This is a genomic window from Larkinella soli (assembly GCF_003703975.1).
Lineage (GTDB): Bacteria > Bacteroidota > Bacteroidia > Cytophagales > Spirosomataceae > Larkinella > Larkinella soli.
The window spans coordinates 884,419-909,377 of sequence record NZ_QTJY01000001.1; the positions used below are offsets into that span (position 1 = coordinate 884,419).

Annotated in this window: 20 protein-coding genes; 13 read left to right on the forward strand and 7 right to left on the reverse strand. The window is 57.9% G+C overall.

Annotated features, from left to right (window positions below; translation table 11 throughout):
* Positions 1-33: 33 nt before the first annotated feature.
* Complete coding sequence (locus DX909_RS05805; RefSeq protein WP_128544164.1) at positions 34-801, reverse strand: head GIN domain-containing protein; 768 nt, start codon at positions 799-801, stop codon at positions 34-36.
* Positions 802-985: 184 nt separating this feature from the next.
* On the opposite strand from DX909_RS05805, the gene DX909_RS05810 reads away from it, so the two are divergent.
* On the forward strand, positions 986-1,471 hold the full coding sequence (locus tag DX909_RS05810; protein WP_128544165.1) for a DUF4494 domain-containing protein: 486 nt from the start codon (positions 986-988) through the stop codon (positions 1,469-1,471).
* A gap of 35 nt (positions 1,472-1,506) precedes the next feature.
* Here the strand turns inward: DX909_RS05810 and DX909_RS05815 are convergent, their stop codons facing one another.
* A complete protein-coding gene (locus DX909_RS05815; RefSeq protein ID WP_128544166.1) occupies positions 1,507-5,145 on the reverse strand; it encodes a VCBS repeat-containing protein in 3,639 nt (1,212 codons plus the stop codon).
* Positions 5,146-5,535: 390 nt separating this feature from the next.
* Here DX909_RS05815 and DX909_RS05820 point away from each other — a divergent pair, with 390 nt between their 5' ends.
* Positions 5,536-8,778, forward strand: a complete 3,243-nt coding sequence (locus DX909_RS05820) for a SusC/RagA family TonB-linked outer membrane protein (protein WP_128544167.1) — start codon at positions 5,536-5,538, stop codon at positions 8,776-8,778.
* 87 nt (positions 8,779-8,865) lie between these two features.
* Positions 8,866-10,614: a RagB/SusD family nutrient uptake outer membrane protein gene (locus DX909_RS05825; RefSeq protein ID WP_128544168.1), complete on the forward strand. Its 1,749-nt coding sequence runs from the start codon at positions 8,866-8,868 to the stop codon at positions 10,612-10,614.
* Between the two features lie 80 nt (positions 10,615-10,694).
* Here the strand turns inward: DX909_RS05825 and DX909_RS05830 are convergent, their stop codons facing one another.
* Positions 10,695-11,405: an SDR family NAD(P)-dependent oxidoreductase gene (locus DX909_RS05830; protein ID WP_128544169.1), complete on the reverse strand. Its 711-nt coding sequence runs from the start codon at positions 11,403-11,405 to the stop codon at positions 10,695-10,697.
* A gap of 102 nt (positions 11,406-11,507) precedes the next feature.
* Here DX909_RS05830 and DX909_RS05835 point away from each other — a divergent pair, with 102 nt between their 5' ends.
* From DX909_RS05835 to kynU, 8 genes are all read left to right on the forward strand, one after another.
* The gene (locus DX909_RS05835) at positions 11,508-11,969 is read left to right on the forward strand and encodes an HYC_CC_PP family protein (RefSeq protein WP_128544170.1); all 462 of its coding nucleotides are present in this window, start codon (positions 11,508-11,510) and stop codon (positions 11,967-11,969) included.
* 77 nt (positions 11,970-12,046) lie between these two features.
* Positions 12,047-14,269 (forward strand): TonB-dependent receptor, encoded by a 2,223-nt coding sequence (locus DX909_RS05840; RefSeq protein ID WP_128544171.1) that lies wholly within the window; start codon positions 12,047-12,049, stop codon positions 14,267-14,269.
* 4 nt (positions 14,270-14,273) lie between these two features.
* The gene (locus DX909_RS05845) at positions 14,274-14,852 is read left to right on the forward strand and encodes a helix-turn-helix domain-containing protein (protein ID WP_128544172.1); all 579 of its coding nucleotides are present in this window, start codon (positions 14,274-14,276) and stop codon (positions 14,850-14,852) included.
* A gap of 121 nt (positions 14,853-14,973) precedes the next feature.
* Positions 14,974-15,312 carry a four-helix bundle copper-binding protein gene (locus DX909_RS05850; protein ID WP_128544173.1) on the forward strand — a complete coding sequence of 113 codons (339 nt, stop codon included), beginning with the start codon at positions 14,974-14,976 and terminating at the stop codon, positions 15,310-15,312.
* Positions 15,313-15,328: 16 nt separating this feature from the next.
* Complete coding sequence (locus tag DX909_RS05855) at positions 15,329-16,375, forward strand: sialidase family protein (RefSeq protein ID WP_128544174.1); 1,047 nt, start codon at positions 15,329-15,331, stop codon at positions 16,373-16,375.
* 25 nt (positions 16,376-16,400) lie between these two features.
* Positions 16,401-17,825 (forward strand): hypothetical protein, encoded by a 1,425-nt coding sequence (locus DX909_RS05860; RefSeq protein ID WP_229310959.1) that lies wholly within the window; start codon positions 16,401-16,403, stop codon positions 17,823-17,825.
* A gap of 45 nt (positions 17,826-17,870) precedes the next feature.
* Positions 17,871-18,230 carry a heavy-metal-associated domain-containing protein gene (locus tag DX909_RS05865; protein WP_128544175.1) on the forward strand — a complete coding sequence of 120 codons (360 nt, stop codon included), beginning with the start codon at positions 17,871-17,873 and terminating at the stop codon, positions 18,228-18,230.
* A 60-nt stretch (positions 18,231-18,290) separates the two neighbouring features.
* The gene (gene kynU, locus DX909_RS05870; protein ID WP_128544176.1) at positions 18,291-19,553 is read left to right on the forward strand and encodes a kynureninase; all 1,263 of its coding nucleotides are present in this window, start codon (positions 18,291-18,293) and stop codon (positions 19,551-19,553) included.
* Here the strand turns inward: kynU and galU are convergent, their stop codons facing one another.
* From galU to queG, 3 genes are all read right to left on the reverse strand, one after another.
* Positions 19,554-20,423, reverse strand: coding sequence for a UTP--glucose-1-phosphate uridylyltransferase GalU (gene galU / locus DX909_RS05875; RefSeq protein ID WP_128544177.1), 870 nt, complete (start codon positions 20,421-20,423; stop codon positions 19,554-19,556).
* A 132-nt stretch (positions 20,424-20,555) separates the two neighbouring features.
* The gene (locus DX909_RS05880; protein WP_128544178.1) at positions 20,556-21,551 is read right to left on the reverse strand and encodes a mevalonate kinase family protein; all 996 of its coding nucleotides are present in this window, start codon (positions 21,549-21,551) and stop codon (positions 20,556-20,558) included.
* Positions 21,552-21,716: 165 nt separating this feature from the next.
* Positions 21,717-22,652: a tRNA epoxyqueuosine(34) reductase QueG gene (gene queG / locus DX909_RS05885; RefSeq protein WP_229310960.1), complete on the reverse strand. Its 936-nt coding sequence runs from the start codon at positions 22,650-22,652 to the stop codon at positions 21,717-21,719.
* Between the two features lie 176 nt (positions 22,653-22,828).
* Here queG and DX909_RS05890 point away from each other — a divergent pair, with 176 nt between their 5' ends.
* Both DX909_RS05890 and dnaJ read left to right on the forward strand, forming a co-directional pair.
* Positions 22,829-23,416, forward strand: a complete 588-nt coding sequence (locus DX909_RS05890; RefSeq protein ID WP_128544179.1) for a nucleotide exchange factor GrpE — start codon at positions 22,829-22,831, stop codon at positions 23,414-23,416.
* 21 nt (positions 23,417-23,437) lie between these two features.
* Positions 23,438-24,586, forward strand: a complete 1,149-nt coding sequence (gene dnaJ / locus DX909_RS05895) for a molecular chaperone DnaJ (RefSeq protein WP_128544180.1) — start codon at positions 23,438-23,440, stop codon at positions 24,584-24,586.
* Between the two features lie 75 nt (positions 24,587-24,661).
* Here dnaJ and DX909_RS05900 read toward each other — a convergent pair whose 3' ends face one another.
* Positions 24,662-24,925, reverse strand: a complete 264-nt coding sequence (locus tag DX909_RS05900) for a hypothetical protein (protein ID WP_128544181.1) — start codon at positions 24,923-24,925, stop codon at positions 24,662-24,664.
* Positions 24,926-24,959 lie beyond the last annotated feature (34 nt).

Consider the following 24,959-nt stretch of genomic DNA (forward strand, 5'->3'; position numbering starts at 1 on the left):
TATACATCAACGGCTTACGATGGGCGTCCGGTATTATACTTTTTTGATCGAACTGGCTCCGGTGCTGTCGAACTGCACGCTCGGGTCGCCCTGGTATTTGACCTGGCTGGCCCCGGTCGCGTCGGCTTTCAGAACGCGGGTGGCATGAATCTGGGCGGTGCAGGCCCCGGTCACCTCGATGGTGGCGTCCTCGACCGGATAGTCGAAGGCATATAACGTGGAAGCCCCCGTGATGTCGGCGGTCAGCCGCGTACCCCGCCCGATCAGCGTCAGTTTGGAGGCTCCGGTAATATCGACGGACATCGCCTGCGCTTCGCCCTCCACCGTCACGTTCGACGCCCCGGTGATGTCGATGTTGAGGTGGTTCAGTTCCCGGAAACCGTTCATCTGGACGATGCAGGCGCCGGACACGTCGAGTTCGTTCAGGCTGGGGGCCGTAACCGTCAGGACCAGGTCGCGCTGGCGGTGCCAGAACAGGAATCGCGAGCCGACCTCCAGCCAGCGCCCCCGCTGCCGGACTTTCAGGCTTCGGATGGCCCGGCGGGTTCCCCGGGCGGTGAGGGTATAGGCCGGTCCGGCCGTAATCAGCACGTTCAGCGCTCCCCAGAAATTCAGCTTTTCGAAGGCGGTAACGGAAAAATCCTCGGTAACCTCCTCGTAGGATTCGCGGTCGGCCTGCCACCACACGGTGGTGATCAGGGCAATCAGACCGAACGAAAGCAGGGTGAGCTGAAGGTAGTTCTTGATGGGTTCGGCAGGAAGTACGTCTGCGGCCAGCAGGAAACGGATGGCAGGTTCCATGACAGGGTTTACTTGTTTTTCCTTACAAAGGTGGCGGTTCCGGCCCCCTTCGGCAATCGACCGCCGACGAAACCGCCAAAAAACCGGATGAGCCGTAAGCCTATGGAAAGGTAGCGATTTTTCGGGGCGGTTTGCCTATTTTTGTTACAGCCGCCGTTGCGGTCGGACTTTAGACATTCGTATTATGCCGAGCTGGTATCAGGGAAAAATTCGCTATCAATTACAGGACCCCACAGGTAAACTCAAAACCATCAACGAAACGTATCTCCTCGACGCCGTTTCCTACACCGATGCCGAAGCGCGGCTGTATAAGGAAGTGGCCGCCAATACACCGGACTTTACCGTCACCAGCATCACCCGGATGCGGCTGGCCGACCTGTTCCATTTCGAGGAAGGCGGAGAGACGTGGTTCAAATGCAAGGTCATTTACGTAACCGAAGACGATAAAGGACGGGAGAAGAAGATCGTGAATCAGATGCTCGTCAACGCGGAAAACGTTCGGCAGGCTTACGACCGCATCGCCGAAAGCCTGAAAACCATGCTGATCCCGTTCGAGACGACCGACATCAACACCACGAAGATTCTGGATATTTTCCCGTATTCGGAGGAGGACCGGCTGCCGCCCAACCTCCGGCCCATCAGTGAAGTGGTCGATCAGGAAGAAGCCTGACCAAAAAGGCCCGCTTTCCGGCGGGCCTTTTTGCTTTACCGGCCGACGGCATACACCGTGACCGGAACGATTCTCCGGCGGCCCTTCGAGTCGGTAACCTCCACCGACCGGATGTCGGGCCCGACGGTCAGTTCCCGCGCCGACTGCGACAGGAACGACTGGCCGTAATAGAACTCCGTCCGCTGTTTCCGTATGGTCTGCCCGTCTTTCCCGGAATACACGAGGGTAGCGGCTACGTCGGTCGGCTGGAGCCGGATGGTCTGGCCCGGACGCCGGTAGCGGAACACCTTCAACGGCCCCCGGTTTTGGGTCGCAACGATCATCGAGGCCCCGTCGGCGGCCGTCAGGCGAACCAGCCCTTTGGCGTTCCCAGGAACATAAAAGCCGCTCTCCGCCGGGTTGAGTACCTTAAAGCCGCCTTTTCCGTTTCCTTTCAGAAACAGGCCGTTGAACGCATCCAGCCGCCCGACCAGCAGTTCGTTACTGAAGTCGTTCCCTACCATCAGCACATCGGGGTTGCCGTCCTGATCGAAATCGTCGGCGATCATCCCGAACAGCGGAGCCGTCTGGGCCATCGTGGGCAGTTCGTGCATTTCAAAGGCCCCGTCTCCCTTGTTTTCGATGTATGCCGACTTCATGTAATTGGCCTTCAGCACGATGGCATCCTTCAGTTCATCCTCCTTCAGCAGTTTGTCGGCCGTGGCGTTGGCGAAGTCCTTGTAGTAGGGAAACCGGGCCCGCATGGAAATGATCTGCTTGATGAGGTCTTCCCGGCCGTTGAAAGCCACCTCCCGGCGTTCGCCCTTTTCGTCGGGGAAATACACCGTCGGGATGGCGTCGTAAAATCCGTTGTTATCGAAATCCTTGGCGTATACGGTAATAGGTTCCTTCTCGGAAACCTTGTTGAGCGTATTGACGCCCAGGTTTCCGGCGATGTAATCCATGTCTCCGTCGCGATCGAAGTCGGCGGCTACCAGCGAGTTCCACCATCCGGTCGGGAGGGTTTGGGAGTCGGCGAGTTTGGGCGTCTGGGAGTCGTCCTGCCGGAGCATGCCGTTTTTGTTGCTGAAGACCAGAACCGGCATCCACTCACCGGCCAGCATGAGGTCGGGCCAGCCGTCGGCATTGGTGTCGGTCCAGAGGGCGTCACATACCAGTCCCAGGTTCTGCAAACCCGGAGCCATTGTTTTGGTAACGTCGGTAAATTTCGGCTGACCGGGCCGGGAATCGTTCCGCAGAATGAAGCTGGACACCGGCCGGGGGTACTGGTTCGGCACCACACGACCGCCCACAAACAGATCGAGGTCGCCGTCGCGGTCGAAATCGGCCGCCTTGACGCACGATTTACTGATCAGATTCCGGGGCAGCGCCTGCGCGGCCTCCGCAAAATTTCCTTTTCCGTCATTGACGTACAGCCGGTCCTGGAACGGTGCCGAATTCGGTTCGCTCTCGTAACCTCCGCTGGCGACATACAGGTCGAGGTCGCCGTCGGCATCCGCGTCGAACAGCAGCGTACCCATGTCCTCCTGCGGTTTCTGGTCGCCCCCGGCGCCGGGCAGAAGGTCTTTTTCGATCAGGGCCCCCGTCGCCGTCTGAATCAGGAACGTACCCTTGCGGTTCCGCGAGCCGCCGATGAAGAGGTCGTCGAGACCGTCGCCGTTGACGTCGCCGGTCGCTACGGCCGGCGCATACTGAGACAGTTTGTGGGGCAGCAGTTTTTGCAGGTTGAAGTCGATGTATTCCGGTTCCTGGTGAACGAACTTCACCTTCAGCGAATCCGTCACCTCCCTGAACAGGCGGCCGGCCGGTGCGGGCGACGGCAGCACCGCCGACTCGCGGGCATTGCGGATGTCGACGGTCAGAACCTGGTTGGCCCGGACGTTGCGGAGGGTCTGAACTTTGCCGTTCGGCCAGGTAATTCGCACCTCATCGACCGTCCGGAAAGGCCCGAGGCCGAAATGAGCGGCATTCTCGACCGTCGAGAGGTAACCCCGGTAGACCGTATGTTCGTAGACCTGCCGTTGGTTTTTGCCGTACCGCAGTTCTACCTCCGCCCCCAGGCCCATCCGGTTGAACTCACTGCCGCTGAAGCGGATCCGCAGGTAATTGGCATTTTCGACCTTCCGCTCGACCAGATTGTTGCGGTAGACGAAAGCCGAGTCGTTGATGTTGTTCACGACCAGGTCGAGGTCGCCGTCGTTGTCGAGGTCACCGTAGGCCGCCCCGTTGGAAAAGGAGGGCGTCTGAAGGCCCCAGTCTTTGGTTACGTCCTGAAAGCTCAGGGTACCGCCATTGTTCCGGTAGGCGTAATTGGGAATCCGGACTACCGGAATCTGCTCCAGCATGAACTGCTTGGTCGAGACGGAGGCACTGTTGGCCCGGAACTGCATGAAATCCCGGTCGGTGATGTCCTTCGGAAAACCGTTGGTGATGATCAGGTCCCGGAAACCGTCCTGATCGAAGTCGACCACCATCGGCGTCCAGCTCCAGTCGGTTTCCGCCACGTCCGCCAGCAGGCTGATTTCACTGAACACCGGGTCTTTGGTTCCCGGGCGGAAGCCCTGATTCAGCTGGAGGGTATTCCGGACGAACTGATAGCCGTATCCGAACTCTTCGTTGTTGAGATAGACCTGATAGTTGTTAGGGCCGACCAGCATCTTTTTACGGACATTATCGCGGGGAAGCATATCCACCGCGACAAAGTCCGCCAGGCCGTCGTTGTTGATGTCGGCCACATCGTTGCCCATCGCCGAACTGCTCGTGTGCTTGAAATACTGCCCCGCGCGGTCGGTGAAGGTGCCGTCCTGATTATTGATATAGAGATGGTCGTCGGTCAGGTAATCATTGGTCACATAAATATCCTTCCAGCCGTCGCGGTTGATGTCCGTAATGTTGATCCCGAGGCCGTACCCTTCGAGCAGGATACCGGCCTGGCGGGAAACGTCCACGAACAGGGGTCCGCCGGCCTTAGCTTCCTTTCCGGTGCCGCTTTTCCGCTCGACACTCAGGTTCCGGTACAGCTTGTCGGTAGTCGGGGAAGAGCCGTCGTTGACTTTGGCCCGGTAGACGTTCGGGTATACGTCGATGGTGTTGGTCAGGACATAGAGGTCGAGGTCGCCGTCGTTGTCATAGTCGAAAAAGGCGGAATTGGTCGAGTGCGAATTATCGGCGATTCCGTATTCGCCGGCCTGTTCCTTAAAAACCGGTATTCCCCGGCTGCCCTGATTGATAAACAGAAGGTTCTGACGACGGCCGGGAATTTTACTGACCGAGGCACTGACGTAAATGTCCAGGTTGCCGTCGTTGTTGATGTCCACGAGAGCCACCCCCGTACACCATTTTCCGTCTCCCCCGACCCCGGCCTTGTCCGTTACGTCCTCGAAACGGAAGTCGCCTTTATTTATATACAGGCGGTTGGCGACCTGGTTTCCGGAGAAGAACACGTCCTGAAGGCCATCGTTATTGAAATCGCCGATGGCCGCACCGCCCCCGTTATAGATATACTCGAAATCCAGGATATTCATCGTATCGTTCTCGGTGATCCGGTTCGAGAACGTGATTCCGGTCTGGTCGGCGGGCAGAAGACTGAAAAGAGGCTTGTTGAAAAACTGGCAGGAAGCCGTCAGACAACCGGCCAGAATAAGTAAAAAAAACTGAGTAGAGCGACGAAACATGGTAAAGGGCAAATGAATCGAATGGCTAAAATACAAAAAAGAACCTGAACAATGCTATGAGGAGGGCTGCAAAGTATGTCCAATTTTCAGAAAATCAGGTCGGGGAAGAAAGTGTAGGCAGGCGATCGGAGCCGATTGAGTAGAACCGCTCAGGCAAAGCGGCTTATTTACCTGTCAGACAAATATATTAACACGGAATGTACTCAGGGCCGGAGAATTTATTTAACCGCTTAATTAACTAAAAATCAATACCGTAAAGTACAATTATCCATCAATGACGCCTTTGGGAACAAGATAAAATTTAGAATATTCCAGAGAAAATTTTGAAGAATCTTGAAAGTAACCTTATTTTAGTACGATTTTTAACTTAAATATTTCTAAAGCCTATTTATGAAAGCAAAGATTTACCGTCTCTACCAGTTTGCTTTCCTGGGCGCCCTGATGTTACTCTTAGCTGGTAACATTTACGCTCAGGATCGTCGTGTAACGGGAAAAGTCGTTGGTGCCGATGGCCCGGTTCCCGGTGCAAACGTTGTTTTAAAGGGAACGACTACCGGTACATCTACGGATGCCAACGGTGAGTTTGCCTTGAGTGTCCGGGGAGCCAACCCGGTCCTTGTTATTTCGGCGATCGGTTTCAAATCAACGGAAGTGACCGTCGGCAACCGTAGTTCGGTCGAAGCCCGTCTGGATGACGACGTCACCGCCCTGAGCGAAGTCGTCGTTACGGGTTATACGACGGACAGCCGCCGGGAAACGACCGGCTCCGTCGCCATCGTCAAATCCCGTGACCTTACGGCCGTCCCCACCGGTAACGTTGAACAGGCACTGGCCGGCCGTGTAGCCGGTGTAACCGTAGTTACGAATGGTCAGCCGGGTACGACGAGCCAGATCCGCGTCCGCGGTTTCGGGGCCTTCGGCGGGAACGAACCGCTCTACGTCGTCGACGGGGTGCCGGTCGGTTCTACCGACTTCCTCGCTCCGGACGACATCGAGACCACGACCGTCCTGAAAGATGCCGCTGCCGCTTCCATCTACGGTGCACGGGCTGCCAACGGTGTGATTGTTTACACGACGAAAAAAGGTTCGAAATCAGCCCGCCGGCTGTCGGTTACGTATGACGGCCAGTATGGGGTAACGTTCCCCGGCAAAGGCCAGGAAATGCTGAACCCGACCGAATTTGCCGAGTGGACCTGGAATGCCTTCCGTAACTCCGGCCGCAAGCCGGGTGACGCCGACTGGACGCACCCCCAATTCGGAACGGGCGCTACGCCGGTGATTCCGGACTATATCAACATCGGCGGCCGCTCCGGCGTGGTCGGCACGGTCGATCTTGCTGCCGAAAAAGCCAAGTACAACGTCGATCCGACGGTCGGTTCCGTATATCAGGTGGTTCGTGCCAACAAGGAAGGAACCGACTGGTACAAGGCCATCACCCGCAAAGCTCCGGTACAGCGCCATACGCTGGGCTTCTCCGGCGGTACGGACTACTCCCGCTACTATGTTAGCTTCACCGCTCAGACTCAGGCCGGTATTATCCTGAACAACGACTTCAAACGGTATACCTTCCGGGCCAACACCGAATTCAATATTTCGGACAAAATCCGGGTCGGTGAAAACCTGCAGTTTACTTACCGCTCCGTACTCGGTCTGACGGGTGACAACGGTGGTCAGGGGGTTGCGGACGACGAAAACGACATCCTTGCCGCCTTCCGGATGCCTTCGATCATCCCGGTTTATGACGAATTCGGCGGATATGCCGGTACGGCCGCGAAAGGTTTCAACAACCCGCGGAACCCGGTAGCCTCCCGCCAGGGAGTTGCCAACAACTTCGGTTTCAACGGGAACGGCTTCGGGAACATCTACGCGGAATACGACCCGATCCCGGGCCTGACGCTGCGTTCCAGCCTCGGCGGTCAGTATGACAACTTCTACAACTGGGGTTATTCCCGTCTGCAGTACGAAAACTCGGAAAACAACTCGGCTTTCGGCTATAACGAAGGCAGTGGATATGTGTTCCGCTGGGTACTGACCAACACGGCCAACTATAAGAAGAAATTCGGTGTACACGGCGTCGACCTGCTGATCGGTCAGGAAGCGCTCAACACCGGGAAAGGCCGGAACGTAAACGGGAACGGTCTGAACCCCTTCTCGACCGACATCAACTACGTGACGCTGTCGACGGTATCGGCCAGCGGTCGTCAGGTGAACTCCAACCTCTTCAAGGGCGTCAACTTCTACTCGCTGTTCGCCCGTGCGGTGTACAACTACAACGACAAGTACATCCTGACCGGGGTTGTTCGTCGCGACGGTTCTTCCCGCTTCGGTGCCAACAACCGTTACGGGGTGTTCCCGGCCTTCTCGGCCGCATGGCGCGTTTCCAGCGAAGAGTTCATGAAAGGCCTGACCTGGATTACCGACCTGAAAGTTCGGGGTGGTTACGGTACGATGGGTAACTCCAACAACGTCGACCCGAACAACCAGTTCAGCCTTTATGCCGCCAACATCGGTCAGTCGGCCTATGACATCAACGGTACGAACAGCAGCACGCTGGAAGGCTACTACCGGACCCGTATCGGTAACCCGGACGCCAAGTGGGAAACCTCGATCACCAAGAACATCGGTATCGACGCTACCTTCCTGAACGGGAAACTGGACGTCATCCTCGACCTGTGGCAGAAAGACACCAAGGACCTGCTGTTCCAGGTGCCGGTAACCGCTACGCTGGGCTATCGGGCCTCGGCTCCTTCGGTGAACGTGGGTAAGATGACCAACAAAGGGATCGACATCCAGATCATCAACCGGGGTAAGATCACCGGCGACCTGGCCTACGAAGCTACCCTGACCGGTGGTTTCCTGAACAACAAGATCGAATCGCTGGCGCCGGGTCTGACTTACCTGACGACCGTCAACCCGGGCTACCGGGGCATCAACCCGATCCGGAACCAGATCGGCTACTCGATCTCGTCTTTCTACGGGTATAAGGTAGTCGGCCTGTTCCAGTCGCAGGAAGAAGTGAACGCGGCTCCGGCCCAGGATGGGAAAGGGGTCGGCCGCTTCCGGTATGCCGATCTGAACGGCGACAACAAGATCGACGCCAACGACCGTACGTATCTGGGCAGCCCGGTTCCGAAATTCAGCGGTGGTTTCAACCTGAAACTGAACTACAAGAACTTCGAGCTGAACACCTACCTGAACGCCTTCGTAGGAAACAAGATCTTCAACGTATCGAAGTGGTTCACGGACTTCTATCCGTCGTTCGCCGGGGCCGCCATCAGCGCCCGCGTGAAGGATTCCTGGTCACCGACCAACACCGGTGCCACGACGCCGATCTTCGAAGCCGCGTCTAACTTCTCGACCAACACCCAGTCGAACTCTTTCTACGTGGAAGACGGCGATTACCTGCGGATGCAGAACATCTCCCTGTCCTACAACCTGCCGAGCTCGATCCTGACCAAGGCTAAAATCCAGCGGGTGAAAGTGTTCGTCTCGATCAACAACCTGTTCACCCTGACGAAATACCAGGGTCTGGATCCGGGTGTAGGCGGTAACGTGGATACGCAGTTTGGTATCGACGTAGGAAACTACCCGCTGACCCGTCAGCTCCTGGGCGGTCTGAGCATCGGCTTCTAATCGACAATACCGGGACCGGAGAGGCCGTGCTGACCGACGGCCTCTCCCACCCACCGAAGTAAAAAGTTTTTAAAAGCTAACAGAAACATGAAAGACATATTTAAAAAAGGAGTGATTACGGCGGGCGTGACAGCGACGCTCACCCTGATTGGTTATTCCTGTAAAGATTCCTTCCTGGAAGTGCCGCCCACCGGCCAGGTCAGCGTTTCTCAGCTGACGTCCAAGAAAGGTCTGGAGGGTGCTTTGATTTCGGTCTACGGCCAGATCAACGGCCGGGACAACCGGATGGCCAGTCCGTCCAACTGGGTATGGGGAAGCGTACGCGGGGGTGACGCCAACAAAGGCACCGACCCCGGTGACTTCAGCGACATCAACCCGATTCAGCGCTTCGAGTACCTCTCCACCCAGGGGGTCATCAACGATAGCTGGAACGGCCTCTACGAAGGGATCGCCCGGGCCAACAACGTCCTGAAACTGATCGGCGAGGCCGGTCCGGACGTGACCGAAGCCGACAAAAAGCGAATCGGTGCCGAAGCCCGTTTCCTGCGCGGTCACTACTACTTCCAGCTGAAGCGGAACTTCAACAACACGCCTTATGTCGACGAGACGATGGACTACGGCGGAGGCATCGAGAAGGTCAAAAACGACAAGGATCTGTATCCGCTGATCGAAGCCGACCTGAAAGCCGCCTATGACAACCTGCCTGAAACGCAGTCGGCCGTCGGCCGGGCCAACAAATGGGCAGCGGCTTCCTATCTCGCCAAGGTGTACATGTATGAGAAGAAGTTCGCCGAAGCCAAAGCCCTGTTCGACCTGATCATCGCCAACGGAAAGACCTCCAACGGCAAGAAATACGGTCTGGTGGCAAGATACGCTGATCTTTTCAAAGCGTCGAACGACAACAACGAAGAGTCGATTTTCGCTACGCAGGCAGCCGCCAACACGGGCAGCGTGAACAACGCCAACCCCGAGTTTGACCTGAACTATCCGTACAACACGGGTCCGAATGGTCCGGGTAACTGCTGCGGCTTCTTCGCACCGAGCTTCGAACTGGCCAACTCGCACCGGACCAACGCCAACGGTCTGCCGCTGCTTGACGGCTCCTACAATGCCGCCGGCAATGAAGTGAAAACCGACCAGGGCATTCTGTCGAAGGATGCGTTCACGCCGGATGCCGGCAACCTCGATCCGCGCATCGACCACACGATCGGCCGCCGGGGCATTCCGTTCCTCGACTGGATCGATCACCCGGGCTTCGACTGGATCCGGAACCAGGCCAACGCCGGTCCGTACTCTCCGAAGAAATTCGCTTACTACAAGTCGGATGTAGGTTCACTGCAGGATAACAGCTCCTGGACACCGGGTTACACCGCCCTGAACTTCCCGATCATCCGCTTTGCCGACGTGCTGCTGATGGCTGCGGAAGCCGAAATCGAAGTCGGTTCGCTGACCAAGGCTCTGGAATATACGAACATGGTCCGGAAACGGGCTGCCAACCCGGCCGGTTTCGTGACCAAGGCCGGCGCTCCTGCCGCCAAATACGTGATCAGCGAATATCCGGCCGCCAACTTCGCCAACAAGGATATCGCCCGCACGACGGTTCGTTTCGAGCGGAAGCTGGAGCTGGCCCTCGAAGGCCACCGCTTCTACGACCTGGTTCGCTGGGGTGTTGCCGACAAGGAAGTCAACGCGTATCTGCAATATGAGCAGAAGAAACTGGTAGGTGCCCTGGGCGGTGCGAAGTTCACGCCGAACAAGAACGAGTACCTGCCCCTGCCGCAAGGCCAGATCGACCTTCTGGGAACTGACGTTCTGAAGCAGAACCCGGGTTATTAATCAGTCTGAAAAAAAGTCAGTTTGAAAAGAGATGGAGCGTTTTGCTCCATCTCTTTTTTGTTTCCGGCCGGAAGCCGCCGTTATTTCAGATTGCTCATCCCGCCGTCGACCCCGATCACCTGCCCGGTGATCCATCCGGCCTCCTCGGAGAGCAGGAAAGCCGTCATTCCGGCAATATCCTCAGGCGTCCCGACCCGTCCCAGCGGATGCCGCTTATCGGCCGCGGCCCGGCGGTTATCGTCGAGCAGGCCGGCATTGCGGGCCAGTGGGGTGTCCGTCAGCGATGGCGCCACGGCATTGACCCGGATGCGGTAGGGCGCCAGCTCGGCCGCCAGCGATTTGGCCAGCCCCTCGACGGCCGATTTGGCTACGCTGACCGACGCGTGCAGCCCGAAACCCATTTTGGCCGCCACCGTGCTGAACAGGACGACCCCCGCCGACCTGGACTGGATCAGCGCCGGCATGGCGGCTTTCAGCAGGGCCACCGCCCCCAGCACATTCAGTTCGAAGTCTTCCCGGAACTGTTCGACGGTCAGCTTCCCGAACGGGGCCAGCCGGATCGAGCCGGGGGCGTAGACCAGCCCGTGCAGCGTATCCGGTAACCCACTCAGATCGTTCTCACCGGTCCGGAGCGCGTCCCAGACCAGGTGCGTCGACTGAATGCCTTCGGGCTGACGGCGGCCGGCCGTGAACAGGGTGGCGCCCTCCTTCTGAAGCTGAAGGGCCAGGGTGTGACCAATTCCGGACGAAGCGCCCGCGATCAGCATGTTTTTACCTTGAAATCGACTCATGTTGAGATTTTTAGAACTCCTATACAGAGGGGGCAACCGCCTGTGTAATCCTTCGGTTTCGGATTTGCTTTTTTCCCCGCAGGATTCTACCTTTGGGCCGCTATGAAGCCTGTTTTATTCCGATTGTTCAACCTCCTGATGGCCTTTATCGTGCTGATGAGCAGCACCGGTTTCGGCCTGGTCGAACACTCGTGCCGGATACGCGGGAAACAGGTTTCGCTCGCTGTCAGTTACGAGTCCCGCAAGACCTGCCGGATGCACGAATACCGGAAAACCGCGGCCCAGGCAGGTTCGGATTCCGGTCTGGTGATTAAAAAGACCGACTGCTGTACGGAAGATTCCCGGTACGAAAACGTGGATGTCACCTCCTCCATCAGTCACCTGGTCGCCAAGTTCATCAAGTCCATCTCGGATTCGGCGCTGGCCGGGGTGACCGCCATGATCAGCTGGCTGGCTGATCTGGTGTTCTCCACCGATGCCCAACTGGCCCTTCCCGACAGTAAGGCCCCTCCCCTTCCCTTTGGCCGAACGCTGCTTTCCTTCGTCCAGAGTTTCCTGCTATAGGTCGCTACTGAATTGAAAAAGAGCCGATGCCCCAAGGGCGTGGGCTGTTCGTTTTTTCGATCTTTAGCTGACTTATCATGAAATCCACCATTCGCTATAAAAGTCTGGCAGCGGCCTTCTGGCTCCTGTCCGGCCCTCTGGCCTTCTCACAGGCTCCTGCCGTTCACGGCCTCGTCACCGAACGGGTCAACGGCAAAACCAATCCGCTGACCGGCGTCAACGTCTACTGGGCCGGCACCGGCCTTTCCGCTGTCACCGACTCGTCCGGTCATTATGCCATCCAGCGGCCCGACACCCTGAACCGGCTGGTCTTCCGCTTTGTCGGGTTCAGAGCCGATACCCTAACCGTCACCGACCAGACCCGGCTGGATGTGACCCTGACCAGCGACAATACGCTTCAGGAGGTGACGGTCCAGGGCGCTTCGACGCAGATCGACCGGATGTCGCCGATCCAGACCGAACTCCTGACGACCCGCACGCTGGCGAAAGCCGCCTGCTGCAACCTCTCCGAATCGTTCGAAACAAATGCTTCGGTCAACGTGTCCTACAGCGACGCCGTCACCGGTGCAAAGCAGATCCAGATGCTCGGCCTGAGCGGCAATTACGTCCAGACCAACATCGAAAACATTCCGACCATCCGGGGGCTGGCCTCAACCTTCGGGTTGAATTACGTTCCGGGCACCTGGATTTCTTCCATCGACATCGGCAAGGGCGTCGGTTCGGTGGTGAACGGGTACGAGGGCATGACCGGGGCCATCAACGTGGAGCTTCAGAAACCCGATGCCCGCGAACGGGTCTATGCCAACGCCTACGTCAACAGCTTCGGCCGGGTCGAGGGAAACCTGAACCTGTCGAAACCACTGTCGGAGGCCTGGAGCGTCGGCTTCCTGGGCCACGCCAGCACCCTCCAAACCAGAATCGATCAGAACGGTGACAACTTTCTGGATCTCCCGCTGTACACCCAGTATAACGGCATCCTGCGGGCCAAATACAGCCGGGAGCGGTTCATGACCCAGTTCGGGGTCAAGGCGCTGTATGAAGACCGCACCGGCGGGCAGAACGTTCTTCCCAACGGCCGGCCGGGCTACCGGTTCGGGGCTGAAACCCGCCGGATGGAGTGGTTTTCCAAAACCGCCCGGCTCTACCCCGAAAAACCGTACAAAGGGCTCGGCTTTATCCTGAATGCGGTGGTTCACGACCAGAAGTCGTACTTCGGTTTCATTCCCTACGACGGCCGCCAGAAGTCACTGTATGGGAACCTGATCTACCAGTCGATCATCGGAACTACGAACCACTCCTTCAAGGCCGGGGCCAGCTACCTGCTGGACGATTACCGGGAGTGGTATCGCGACACGCTCATGACCCGCACCGAGTCGGTACCCGGTATTTTCGGGGAATACACCTATAAATACCTCGAAAAGCTGACGCTGGTCGCCGGCGGGCGGCTCGACTTTCACAATCGGTTCGGCACCCAGTTCACCCCCCGTTTCCACGCAAAATACGACCTCACCGACAACCTGACGCTCAGGGCCTCGGCAGGCCGGGGCTTCCGGGTGCCGAATGCACTGGCCGAAAACTACGGTTATCTGGTCAGTTCACGCTCCATCGTCTGGAACCAGAAGCTGCGGCCCGAAATCTCCTGGAATTACGGCGGCAGCCTGACCAACGAGTTTCAGCTGTTCGGGCGAAAAGCCACCTTCACCGCCGACTTCTACCGGACGGACTTCCGCGCGCAGCTGTTCGTGGACCTGGAACATCCGGGCGAGATCCATTTCCATAACCTGTACGGCAAATCATTCGCCAACAGCCTTCAGTTGGAGTTGAACTATGAGCCGGTCAAACGGCTGGAAGTAAAACTGGCCTACCGGCTTTTCGACGTCCGCCAGTCGATGACCGTTCCGTCGGAAGATACGCTGCTGCTGCCGAAGATGATGATCAGCCGCGACCGGGTGCTGTTCAACATCGGGTATGCCCTGCCCTACGACAAATGGAAGTTCGATCTGACGGTGCAGTGGAACGGGCGCAAACGCATCCCCTACCTGCGGGCCGGAGATGCCTACGCCAGCGTGCCGCTCGATTACGCCCCCGGCTTTTACAACATAAATGCCCAGGTGTCCAGGGCGTTCCGGACCTGGGAAGTCTACCTCGGCGGGGAGAACCTCGGCAATTTCCGGCAGGCCAACCCCATCGTGAGCGCGAGCGACCCGTTCGGGAAGGACTTCGACGCGGCCGCCCGGGTGTGGGGGCCGATCACCGGCCGGATGATCTACCTCGGATTCCGGTATAAAATCAAAAACTGACCCCATGAAACTGTTCATCAAACACATGGTCTGCGGTCGCTGCCGGCGGGTCGTCCGTGAAGTTCTGGAAGAGCTGGGGCTGACGGTTCGTCAGGTCGAGCTGGGCAGCGCCGAAGTGGACGAGTTTCCCGAAGGCATCACGCCGGATCACATTCGTCGGGCGCTGGCCGAAAACGATTTCGAGCTGCTCGACGACCGCAAGGCCGTCCTGATCGAGCAGATCAAAAAGATCATTATCAACGAAGTGCATCACAACCGCCGGGAACGCCCTGAGTCCCAGAATCTTTCCGATTACCTGGCCCAGAAGATCGGTTATGACTATTCCTACCTGAGCCACCTCTTCTCGGCCATGGAAGGACTGACCATCGAAAAGTATGTGATTGCTCAGAAAATCGAGAAAGTGAAAGAATATCTGCTGTACGACGAGTTAAGTCTGAGTGAGATCGCCTGGCAGCTCGGCTACAGCAGCACACAGCATCTGTCGAATCAGTTCAAACAGGTGGTGGGCCTGACACCAAGCGACTTCAAACGGAGCGGCCGGGCCTTCCGGAACGACCTCGACAAGATCGGAACTGCCAAATGATGTAAACCCGCAGCACGATTCTGTACGACGGAAGCAACCCGGGCCGGTTACTTTTGCATTACCCACCGTGACGTGAAAAATAAGTGCAACTAATTTTCCAACTATAAAACCAATTCACGTTATGGAAACAATGCAGAGACATGCCCGTCACATTCAGATCTGTTTCGAGTGCGCGGCCGCCTGCGAACACTGCTCCACCGCCTGCCTGCAGGAAGAGCACGTGGACATGATGCGCGACTGCATCCGGCTTTGCCGCGATTGTGCCGATTTCTGTAAACTGTGTGCCAGCCTGACCGCCCGCGACTCCCTGTTCATGGTGCCCTTCATGCTCCAGTGCGCCGAGGTGTGCGAAACCTGCGCGGCCGAATGCGGAAAACACGAGGACGAGCATTGTCAGGCCTGCGCCGAAGCCTGCCGCCGGTGTGCGGACGACTGCCGGCGGATGGCGGCCAACGGATGAAACTTTAAACAAACCCATGAAGAATTCTTTTCTGTACCCCCTCCTGCTGATCTTCTTCGTTCCGGTTAAAATCCAGGCCCAGAAAGCCGTCGGAACGGGCCTCCATCCTTCCGTTTCGGTGGATCCGGGCGGGGCCGTTCATCTGGTGCTGGGGCAGAAAAACACGATTCTGTATAGTGTTTCCAAAGATAACGGGCAAACTTTTTCGGCGCCGGTCGCTATCGACAGCCTGTCCGGATATCATATCGGAGCCTCCCGCGGGCCGCAGATTGCCGCTACTCCCCGGCACGTCGTCATCACGGCCATCGACCGGGCGGGCAACGTGCTGGCCTGGTCCCTCGACCGGCCCTCGGGCCGCTGGACGAAGCGCATTCGGGTGACGGACCAGCCCGACATCGCCAAAGAGGGGTTTGTCGCCCTCGCGGTCGATTCGGCCCTGAATTTTCACGCCGTCTGGCTGGACCTCCGCAACGACCGCCGGAACAAACTTGCCGAAGCCCGCTCGACGGACGGCGGACGGACCTGGTCGGCTAACCGGATTCTGTACCGGTCGGCGGCCGGAACCATCTGCGAATGCTGCCAACCCACAGTAGCCGCCCGCGGCAGACACGTAGCCGTCATGTTCCGCAATAACCTGAACGGCTGCCGGGATATGTACCTGCTGGCCTCCTCCGACTACGGTCAAACCTTCGGCGATACCGTCCGGCTGGGTCAGGGCACCTGGCCGCTCGAGGCCTGTCCGATGGACGGCGGAGGCATGGCGCTCGGTCCGGCCGGCATCCCGGCCACCATCTGGCGCCGGCGCGAGCAGCTTTATACCGTCCATCCCGGAGAGCTGGAAGCCGAAGCGGGGACCGGCCGGAACCCCAAGGTGGCCGTATCGCGCCGGGGTGAAACCTACGCGTGGCAGGCCGACGGTCGGGTCTGGGCCCAGATGCCGGGCAGCAACAGCCCGGTTCCGCTGGGGTCGGGCGGCTTTCCGAAACTGGCGACGCTGGCCGACGACCGGGTTCTCTGCGTCTGGGAGCAGGACGGAAGCGTTGTAAGCCAAATACTTAATTAATTGAATACAACCTGAATACAATCTAATGAACGCCACACTGAAGATTCTCACCGTTCTGGTCCTGACCGCCCTGTATGACGCGGCCGGGGCCGCCACCGGCGAAATGCCGGCCGACACGAGCCGGAAACGTCCGGTCCCTTCCGCCCGAAAAGTGATGCGGCAGGACAGCATGAACCACGCGGCCATGGGCCACGCCATGATGGGAATGGAAATGCAGCACAGCCTGTCGATGATGTCGCATCTGTATTCCCGGAGTCTGCCCATGAACCGGAACGGCTCGGGAACATCCTGGCATCCCGACCAGACCCCGATGTATATGTATATGCTGCATACGCCGAAATGGATGTATATGCTCCACTATAGCGTCTTCCTCCGGCATACGAACCAGAACTTCAACAACCCCGGCAAAAAAGGCCGGGACACCCAGTTCGATGCGCCCAACTGGTTCATGGGCATGGCGCAGCGGCAGATCGGCGCCCGGGGCCTCCTGGCCTTCAAGGGGATGATATCGCTCGATCCGCTGACGGTCGGGGCCAACGGCTATCCGCTTTTGTTTCAGTCGGGCGAAACTTACAAAGGCCGGCGGCTGATCGACCGGCAGCACCAGCACGACCTGTTTTCCGAGCTGTCGGTCGGGTATACGCACGCCTTCAGCCCGACCACCGATCTGTTTGCCTACGTGGGCTTCCCCGGCGAACCCGCCCTCGGCCCCCCGGCGTTCATGCACCGCATCTCCTCGTTCAATAACCCGGATTCGCCCCTGGGCCACCACTGGACGGACGCTACCCATATCACTTTCGGTGTCGCCACGGTGGGCTTCCGTTACAAAATCCTGAAACTGGAGGCTTCGAACTTTACGGGGCGGGAACCGAACGAAAACCGCTTCGGCTTCGACCGGCCGCGTTTCGACAGCTACTCCTACCGCCTGTCGGTGAACCCGTCCCCGACGCTGGCGATTCAGTTTTCGCAGGGGTTTCTGAAAGGTCCGGAAGCCCTGGAGCCGAACGAGAACGTCACCCGCACGACGGCATCGCTTTTGCATAGTAAATCACTGGCCGGCCGGCCGGACCAGTACGTATCCTCGGCGCTGGTGTGGGGCATGAATTCGCACGACGGGCATAACGAGAACGCCTACCTGGCCGAAAGCAGCCTTCAGCTCGGGCGGCTGGCCCTGTTCGGGCGGTACGAGAACATCGCGAAGTCGCCGACCGAACTGGGTCTGGTCAGTTCCGACACGCCGTACATCGGTCCGGAACAATTGACCGTCAATAATTTGACTTTAGGTATAAATTACCGGCTGGTTCAATACCAGCGCACCGACCTGGTGCTGGGCGCGCAGCTGACGGGCAGCAAACCGGAGCGATTTCTGGAACCGATTTATGGTAAAACACCGTTATCAGGACAGATTTACCTCCGTATCACACCGTCCCTGATGCCTCCCATGCGCTGATTGAGGAATTACCAAATACGTTCCGTTAAAAAACAAACCATTCCGATGAAACGACCACTGTTTGGACTGATTGCCGTACTGCTCTTCGCGCTGGGATTCACCACCCGGGCTGAAGACGATAAGGAGAAAGAGGTAAAAATCAAGACCTCGGCCGTCTGTGAGATGTGCAAGGAGCGCATCGAACGCAACCTGGCCTTCGAAAAAGGGATCAAAGAATCGAACCTGGACCTGAAATCGAAAGTCATCACGGTGAAATACAACCCGAAGAAAACGGACGTCAACCGCATCAAGGCCAACATTTCCAAAACCGGGTATGATGCCGACGAGGTAACGGCCGACGAAAAAGGCTACGCCAAACTGCCCTCCTGCTGTAAGAAAGGCGGGATGGCTTCCCACCCTCAGTAATTCCGAAAAGGCCGGTCTGTGCCGGCCTTTTCTCTTTCCCGGCTTTCGTATCTTTGGGGTATGCACTTCCAGAACACCCTTGCCTTTGCCCGGGAACTTGACCAGACCGACCCCCTCCGCTCTTTTCGTGATCGCTTTCACCTCCCGGCCCCCGACGGACGGCCGCTGATTTATTTCTGCGGGAATTCGCTCGGCCTGCAACCCAAAACCGCCGGGCCGGTGCTGGAAAAGGAAATGGCGATCTGGCGAAATCACGGCGTGGAAGGCTGGTTCGAGGGCGGGGAAACGTCCTGGTACACCCTGCACCGCCAGTGCAAGGACCCGCTGGCCCGGATCGTCGGCGGCCGGCTTTCGGAGGTGTGTCCGATGAACAACCTGACCATCAACCTGCACCTGCTGCTGACCACCTTCTACCGCCCGACTCAGGAAAAATACCGCATTCTGACGATCGGTGGAGATTTTCCGTCGGACCAGTACGCCCTGGAAACCCATCTCAAAGCCCGCGGCCTCGACCCGGACCAAACCCTCGTCGAAGTATTTCCCGAAACCGGAAATCAAACCTGGAAAACGGAAGAGATCCTCCGGGCCATCGACGAAAACCGGGAATCGCTGGCGCTGGTGCTGATGAGCGGGCTGCACTACTATACCGGCCAGGTGTTCGACATGGCGGCCATCTCCCGAAAAGCCAGGCAGTACGGCATAACGGTCGGTTTCGATCTGGCCCACGCCGTCGGCAACGTGCCGCTGCGTCTGCACGACTGGGAGGTGGACTTTGCGTTCTGGTGTTCCTATAAGTACCTGAATTCGGGCCCGGGCGGGGTATCCGGCATGTTCATCCACGAGAAACACCACACCGCCGACCTTCCGCGGCTGGCGGGCTGGTGGGGCTATGAGGAGGCCCGGCGGTTCGAGATGACCAAAGGGTTCATACCGATGCCCGGAGCGGACGGCTGGCAGGTCAGCACGCCCAACATTCTGGCGATGGCCGTCCACAAAGCCGCCATCGACATCACGGCCGATGCCGGGATGGAATCCCTTCGGAGCAAAAGCGAACGGCTCACCGGTTTTCTGGAATATGTGCTGAAGGACTCCGGCTTTCCGCTGGAGATCATGACGCCGTCCGACCCGGCCCATCGGGGCTGTCAGCTTTCCCTGCTGGTCCGGAAAGACGGAAAAGCCGTGTTCAACCGGCTGCTCGAACAGGGCATCATCGGCGACTGGCGCGAACCCGACTGCATCCGGCTGGCCCCCACCCCTTTGTATAACACCTACGAGGAGGTGTGGCAGGTGGGGCAGGTTTTCGCGGCCGCCGGCCGGGACTGATCAGGAATGCTGGGCGACGATTTCCTTCAGAAACTTCAGGAATGGCCCGGCGAACTCCTTCCGCTTCAGCGCAAATTCGACGGTGGTTTTCAGGAAGTCCATCTTGTTGCCGATGTCGTGGCGCCGGCCCTCGATGCGGTGGGAGTAGACGCATTCGCGCTTGAGCAGGAGCCGCATGGCGTCCGTCAGCTGGATCTCATTGTTTTTGCCCTTCGGGGTCTGCTCGATAGCCGAAAAAATATCGGCCGTCAGGATGTAGCGACCCGCGATGGCAAGGTTGGAGGGGGCAGACTCAACGGCCGGTTTTTCGACCAGCGTATTCAACTCCATAATGCTGTCGCTCAGGGAAGAACCGCCCACGATCCCGTACCGGTTCACCTTATCGGCCGGCACCTCCTCCACGGCGATGACCGTCCCCCGGTATTGCTCGTAGGTGTCGATCAGCTGCTGGGTCACCGGAATCACCGAGTCCATGATCGTATCGCCCAGGAGCACGGCAAACGGTTCACTCCCGACGTGGTGACGGGCGTAGTAGATGGCGTCTCCGAGGCCGTTCAGCTCCCGCTGGCGGACAAAGTGAATATCGGCCATATCCGACAGCCGGCGCATCTCGTGCAGCAGGGCTTCGTCTTCCTTCTCCTCCAGCCGGGTTTCCAGCTCGTAGTTCCGGTCGAAATGGTCTTCGATGGACCGCTTGCCCTTGCCGGTAATGATCAGAATATCTTCGATACCGGAGTCGACCGCTTCCTGCACCACATACTGGATGGTGGGCGTGTCGATGATGGGCAGCATTTCTTTGGGTTGCGCCTTCGTAGCGGGCAAAAACCGGGTCCCCAGACCCGCAGCAGGGATAACAGCCTTCTTGATCATAAATTTTCGAATTGTTGAATTGTTGAATGATGGTTCGCCGTTGCGATTGAATGAAGCTCTGCAAGGCTGGATTAGCAGCGCCCATTCAATCGCAACGGCGAACCGTCATTCAACAATTCAGTCATTCAACAATTAACTTACGTAGGGTTTGATGACGCGGGCGTTGAGGTGTTTCATTTCGACGAACAGGCGGTTGAGCATCTCGTCGTCGCGGTAAATGCCGACGATGGCCCCGCCCGACCCGGCGAACGAGGCCGAGGCCCCGATCCGGCGGGCCGCCGAGATCATTTCCAGATTGCTCTCGCTGATGTTGTAAATCTTCCGGCGCAGGTCGAAATTCCGATTGACCAGGTCGTGAAGCCGGGCGGTGTCGCCTTCCAGCAGCGCTTCCCGGCCCTGTTCGGCCACCCCGGCAATGTCCTTCAGTGTTTCCACGACCAGTTCCTCCCCTTTCAGCCAGCGCGACCGGACGTCGTTATGCACCCGGCCGGACTGCTTCCCCAGCGAGGTTTTATAGGCGATGTAAAGCTTCGGCAGCAGACGCGGGTCCAGCGATTCGTAAAGGCCATGGCCGCAGGTTTCCACCATTTCCCGGTCGAAATTCATATAGACCAGGCCCTCGTAACACTGAATGACGCGATCCTGAAGGCCGGCCGTGATGCCCAGCTCCTCCGTCTCGGTTTTCATCACCAGGGTCGGAAGATACGGCAGCGGAATGTCCATTCTGTAAAACTTCATCAGGGCCCGGAAGGTCGCCACGATGATGGCGCTGGAGCCGGAAAGCCCCACCTGACGCGGAATGGAAGTGGCATAGCGGATGGTGAAGTTCCGGTTCGGCAGCCGGATGTTCTGTTCGTCGCAATACTCGCAGAACCGCTTCAAAGCCGCCTTGATCAGAGGAATACCGCCGTGATACCCCAGCGAGGCCACGGCGTCCCGCAGGTGGTACAGGCTTTTAAAGGAGTTGGTATCCTGCTCCTGCGGTTCGACGTTCAGCTCCGGCGACTGGTACAGGGAGATGGTAGCCCCGAAATTCCGGACGGAAATGGACATCGTTTTGCCGTAAAAGCCGTCCGATGGGTTGCCCAATAGCCCGGCACGGGCATAGGCGCGGGTTTCAATGATCAAGTCTGTGCGGTATTGGTAAGGTCGGGCGGCAATTTAGGACTTGGAACGGAAAAACGGATACCTTTCAGGCGATAATGGTCACAATACGAGCCCGCGCCAATCGTTTTATTCGTAATTCAACATTCATTATTCAATATTCACTATTCCTCCACTCCGTATATCCACCTACGTTTCCTTCACAAACCCGATATTCCGTTTAAGCCCTTCGAGTTTGGTTCGCTTGACCGCCGACCGCCGGAACAGTTCCTGAAAGACTTCCCCGGTAATTTCTTCCCAATCGGACCCGGTCATGCCGGCCAGCTGCGGATCGGGGTTGAACTCGGGCGTTCGGTGGGGCCGGGCGAAGCGGTTCCAGGGGCAGACGTCCTGGCAGATGTCGCAGCCGAACACCCAGTTCTGAAACTTGCCCTTCACCTCGTCGGGGATAGCCTCCTTCAGCTCGATGGTAAAGTAAGAAATGCACCGGCTTCCGTCGACGACGTAAGGTTCGGTGATGGCGTCGGTCGGGCAGGCATCGACGCAGCGGGTGCAGGTGCCGCAGTAGTCGGCCATAGGTCCGTCGGGTTCGAGTTCGAGGTCCAGAATCAGCTCCCCAATGAAGACGAAACTTCCCATCTCGCGGGTAATCAGGTTGGTATGTTTACCGACCCAACCCAGGCCGCTGCGTTTGGCCCAGACCTTGTCCATGACCGGGGCCGAATCGACGAATACCCGTCCGTTCACCTCCCCGATCTCCTCCTGCACGAAAGCCAGCAGGTCTTTCAGCTTGTCCTTCATCACGAAGTGATAATCGACACCGTAGGCGTATTTGGAGATTTTGTAGTCGTCGTCCCCGGCAGGGAGCGTTTCCGACGGGAAATAGTTCAGCAGAACCGTCACGACCGATTTGGCCCCGTCCACCAGCAGCCGGGGGTCGAGCCGCTTGTCGAAATGGTTGGCCATGTATCCCATCTGCCCGTGCATCTGCCGGTTGAGCCAGGCTTCCAGCCGGGGCGCTTCCTCTTCCAGAAACTCCGCCCGCGAAACGCCACAGAAATCGAAGCCCAGTTCGGCCGCCCGGGTTTTCAGCAAACGCGTATGTTTTTCAATGAGATTCAGCACAAAAACAAACTTCTGATTCGCTTCCACTTATCTTTGCCCGGTAAACCGGACCTACACCCAAATTTACGGGTACCGGCTCAGGAATAAAAATGTCAACTTGTCAGTTTTGCGTAGTTTGGCAGTGAAATTGAGACCGGTACCGTATCATGTGGTGGCGAAGAAATACAACCAAGCGTATGGAAAATAAAGACACTCTGAACACTCAGGAAGAAGAAACGACTCAACACACTGACAAAAACAACGAAGAATCGACGGCTCAGGCTGCCAATCCGGCGGCAGAAGCTCAGAATGACGTAACCGAAGAACAACTCGTTTCGGAGTTCGACAAGGTGAGCCGGGAGTTAGGTGAACTGAAAGATAAATACCTGCGTCTGTACGCAGACTTTGAAAACTTCCGTCGTCGGACGGCCAAAGAAAAGATCGACCTGATCTCGACGGCCAACGAAGGCCTGCTGGTGGCACTGCTGCCGGTGCTCGATGATTTCGAACGGGCGATGAAATCGGCGGAAACTACTACCGAGGTCGATGCGTTGAAAGAGGGAGTGCAGTTGATTTACAACAAATTCAATAAAGTTCTGGAAGCGAAGGGGCTGAAGCCGATGGAATCGAAAGGTCAGGTGTTCGATGCCGACCTGCACGAGTCCATCACCCAGTTCCCGGCCCCGACGGACGACCTCAAAGGCAAGGTGATCGATGAGGTGGAAAAAGGGTACTTCCTGAATGAGAAGGTGATTCGATTTGCAAAAGTGATCGTCGGCAGCTAATCGCCGGATCCGAATTTATACATGGCAACGAAAAGAGACTATTACGAGGTATTGGGGGTTGACAAGAATGCATCTCCGGAGGATATCAAAAAGGCCTACCGGAAGATGGCCATTAAATACCACCCCGATAAAAACCCGAACGACCCGTCGGCCGAGGAGAAATTCAAGGAAGCCGCCGAGGCCTACGACGTGCTGAGCGACGCCCAGAAAAAAGCCCGTTACGACCAGTTCGGGCACGCGGGTATGAACGGGGCGGGTGGGGCAGGCGGTCCTTCCATGGACGATATTTTCTCGCAGTTCGGGGATATTTTCGGTGACGACAGCCCGTTCGGCAGTTTCTTCGGCCGCGGGGGCGGACAGCAGCAGGGCCGTCGCGTCCGGCGCGGTTCCGACCTGCGTATCAAGCTGAAACTGAACCTTCAGGAGATTGCCAACGGCGTCGAGAAAAAAATCAAGGTCAAACGGCACGTCGCCTGTTCGACCTGTGGGGGCAACGGTTCCAAAAATGGCACGGCCACCACGACCTGTACGACCTGCAGCGGCTCCGGCCAGGTGCGGAAGGTGGTCAATACGATGCTCGGGCAGATGGTTTCGACCAGTACCTGCCCTACCTGTAACGGCGAAGGCAAACTCGTGACGGAACGCTGCGACGTCTGCTTCGGCGAGGGCCGCGTCCTGCAGGAGGACGTCATCCCCATCAAAATTCCCGCCGGTGTCACGGAAGGGATTCAGCTCTCCGTAACCGGCAAAGGGAACGTGCCTCCCCGGGGCGGTGTCGCCGGCGACCTGCTGATCGTCGTCGAGGAAGAGGAAGACGAGTTCCTGAAACGCGACGGCAATAACGTCGTTTTTGACCTGCACGTCAACTTTGTCGATGCGACACTGGGAACGTCCGTCGAGGTGCCGACCATCGAAGGGCGCGCGCGCATTACGCTCGACCCGGGTACGCAGGGCGGCAAAATTCTCCGGCTGAAAGGCAAGGGAATCAAGGAACTCAACGGTTACGGCCGGGGTGACCAGCTGATTCACGTCAACATCTGGACGCCCAAAACGCTGACGTCCGAAGAACGGTCGACACTGGAACGGCTGAGAAATTCACCGAACTTCCAGCCGAAACCCGGCAAGAACGAGAAAGGATTTTTCGATAAAATGAAAGACTTCTTCCAGTAAGAACCGGAAGAATGTCGATACGAAAAAGCCCTCCCGAATCGATTCGGGAGGGCTTTTCGCGTCTTAAAAGGGCCGTCAGCGCGGGTTGGGAGGGCTGCCGGGCCGGGTAGCTTTCGGAGGAATCGGAACTTCCGTTCGGTAGGTGCCGTATTTCGGACTCGGCATCGGAATCAGCCGGCTTTCATCCGGTTTCCGAACCGGCATGTTCGACCGGAATTCCGGTCTGGCGTTGGGCATCAACCCGACATTTTCGGTCGTGTCCCGGTCTTTCACGGGGGGCAGCGAATCGGCCCGGACTCCCCCTGGGCCGAAAAGCATCCAGCACAATAGAGTCAGCATAACGAAATGGTTTTAACAGAAAACGGGTAACGGT

Coding starts and splice junctions, on each gene's coding strand:
- DX909_RS05810 (WP_128544165.1), top strand. CDS start 986: ATGCCGAGCTGGTATCAGGGAAAAATTCGCTATCAATTACAGGACCCC.
- DX909_RS05855 (WP_128544174.1), top strand. CDS start 15,329: ATGAAGAATTCTTTTCTGTACCCCCTCCTGCTGATCTTCTTCGTTCCG.
- kynU (WP_128544176.1), top strand. CDS start 18,291: ATGCACTTCCAGAACACCCTTGCCTTTGCCCGGGAACTTGACCAGACC.
- DX909_RS05850 (WP_128544173.1), top strand. CDS start 14,974: ATGGAAACAATGCAGAGACATGCCCGTCACATTCAGATCTGTTTCGAG.
- DX909_RS05865 (WP_128544175.1), top strand. CDS start 17,871: ATGAAACGACCACTGTTTGGACTGATTGCCGTACTGCTCTTCGCGCTG.
- DX909_RS05900 (WP_128544181.1), bottom strand. CDS start 24,925: ATGCTGACTCTATTGTGCTGGATGCTTTTCGGCCCAGGGGGAGTCCGG.
- DX909_RS05825 (WP_128544168.1), top strand. CDS start 8,866: ATGAAAGACATATTTAAAAAAGGAGTGATTACGGCGGGCGTGACAGCG.
- galU (WP_128544177.1), bottom strand. CDS start 20,423: ATGATCAAGAAGGCTGTTATCCCTGCTGCGGGTCTGGGGACCCGGTTT.
- dnaJ (WP_128544180.1), top strand. CDS start 23,438: ATGGCAACGAAAAGAGACTATTACGAGGTATTGGGGGTTGACAAGAAT.
- DX909_RS05830 (WP_128544169.1), bottom strand. CDS start 11,405: ATGAGTCGATTTCAAGGTAAAAACATGCTGATCGCGGGCGCTTCGTCC.
- DX909_RS05815 (WP_128544166.1), bottom strand. CDS start 5,145: ATGTTTCGTCGCTCTACTCAGTTTTTTTTACTTATTCTGGCCGGTTGT.
- DX909_RS05820 (WP_128544167.1), top strand. CDS start 5,536: ATGAAAGCAAAGATTTACCGTCTCTACCAGTTTGCTTTCCTGGGCGCC.
- DX909_RS05890 (WP_128544179.1), top strand. CDS start 22,829: ATGGAAAATAAAGACACTCTGAACACTCAGGAAGAAGAAACGACTCAA.
- DX909_RS05845 (WP_128544172.1), top strand. CDS start 14,274: ATGAAACTGTTCATCAAACACATGGTCTGCGGTCGCTGCCGGCGGGTC.
- DX909_RS05835 (WP_128544170.1), top strand. CDS start 11,508: ATGAAGCCTGTTTTATTCCGATTGTTCAACCTCCTGATGGCCTTTATC.
- DX909_RS05805 (WP_128544164.1), bottom strand. CDS start 801: ATGGAACCTGCCATCCGTTTCCTGCTGGCCGCAGACGTACTTCCTGCC.
- DX909_RS05860 (WP_229310959.1), top strand. CDS start 16,401: ATGAACGCCACACTGAAGATTCTCACCGTTCTGGTCCTGACCGCCCTG.
- DX909_RS05840 (WP_128544171.1), top strand. CDS start 12,047: ATGAAATCCACCATTCGCTATAAAAGTCTGGCAGCGGCCTTCTGGCTC.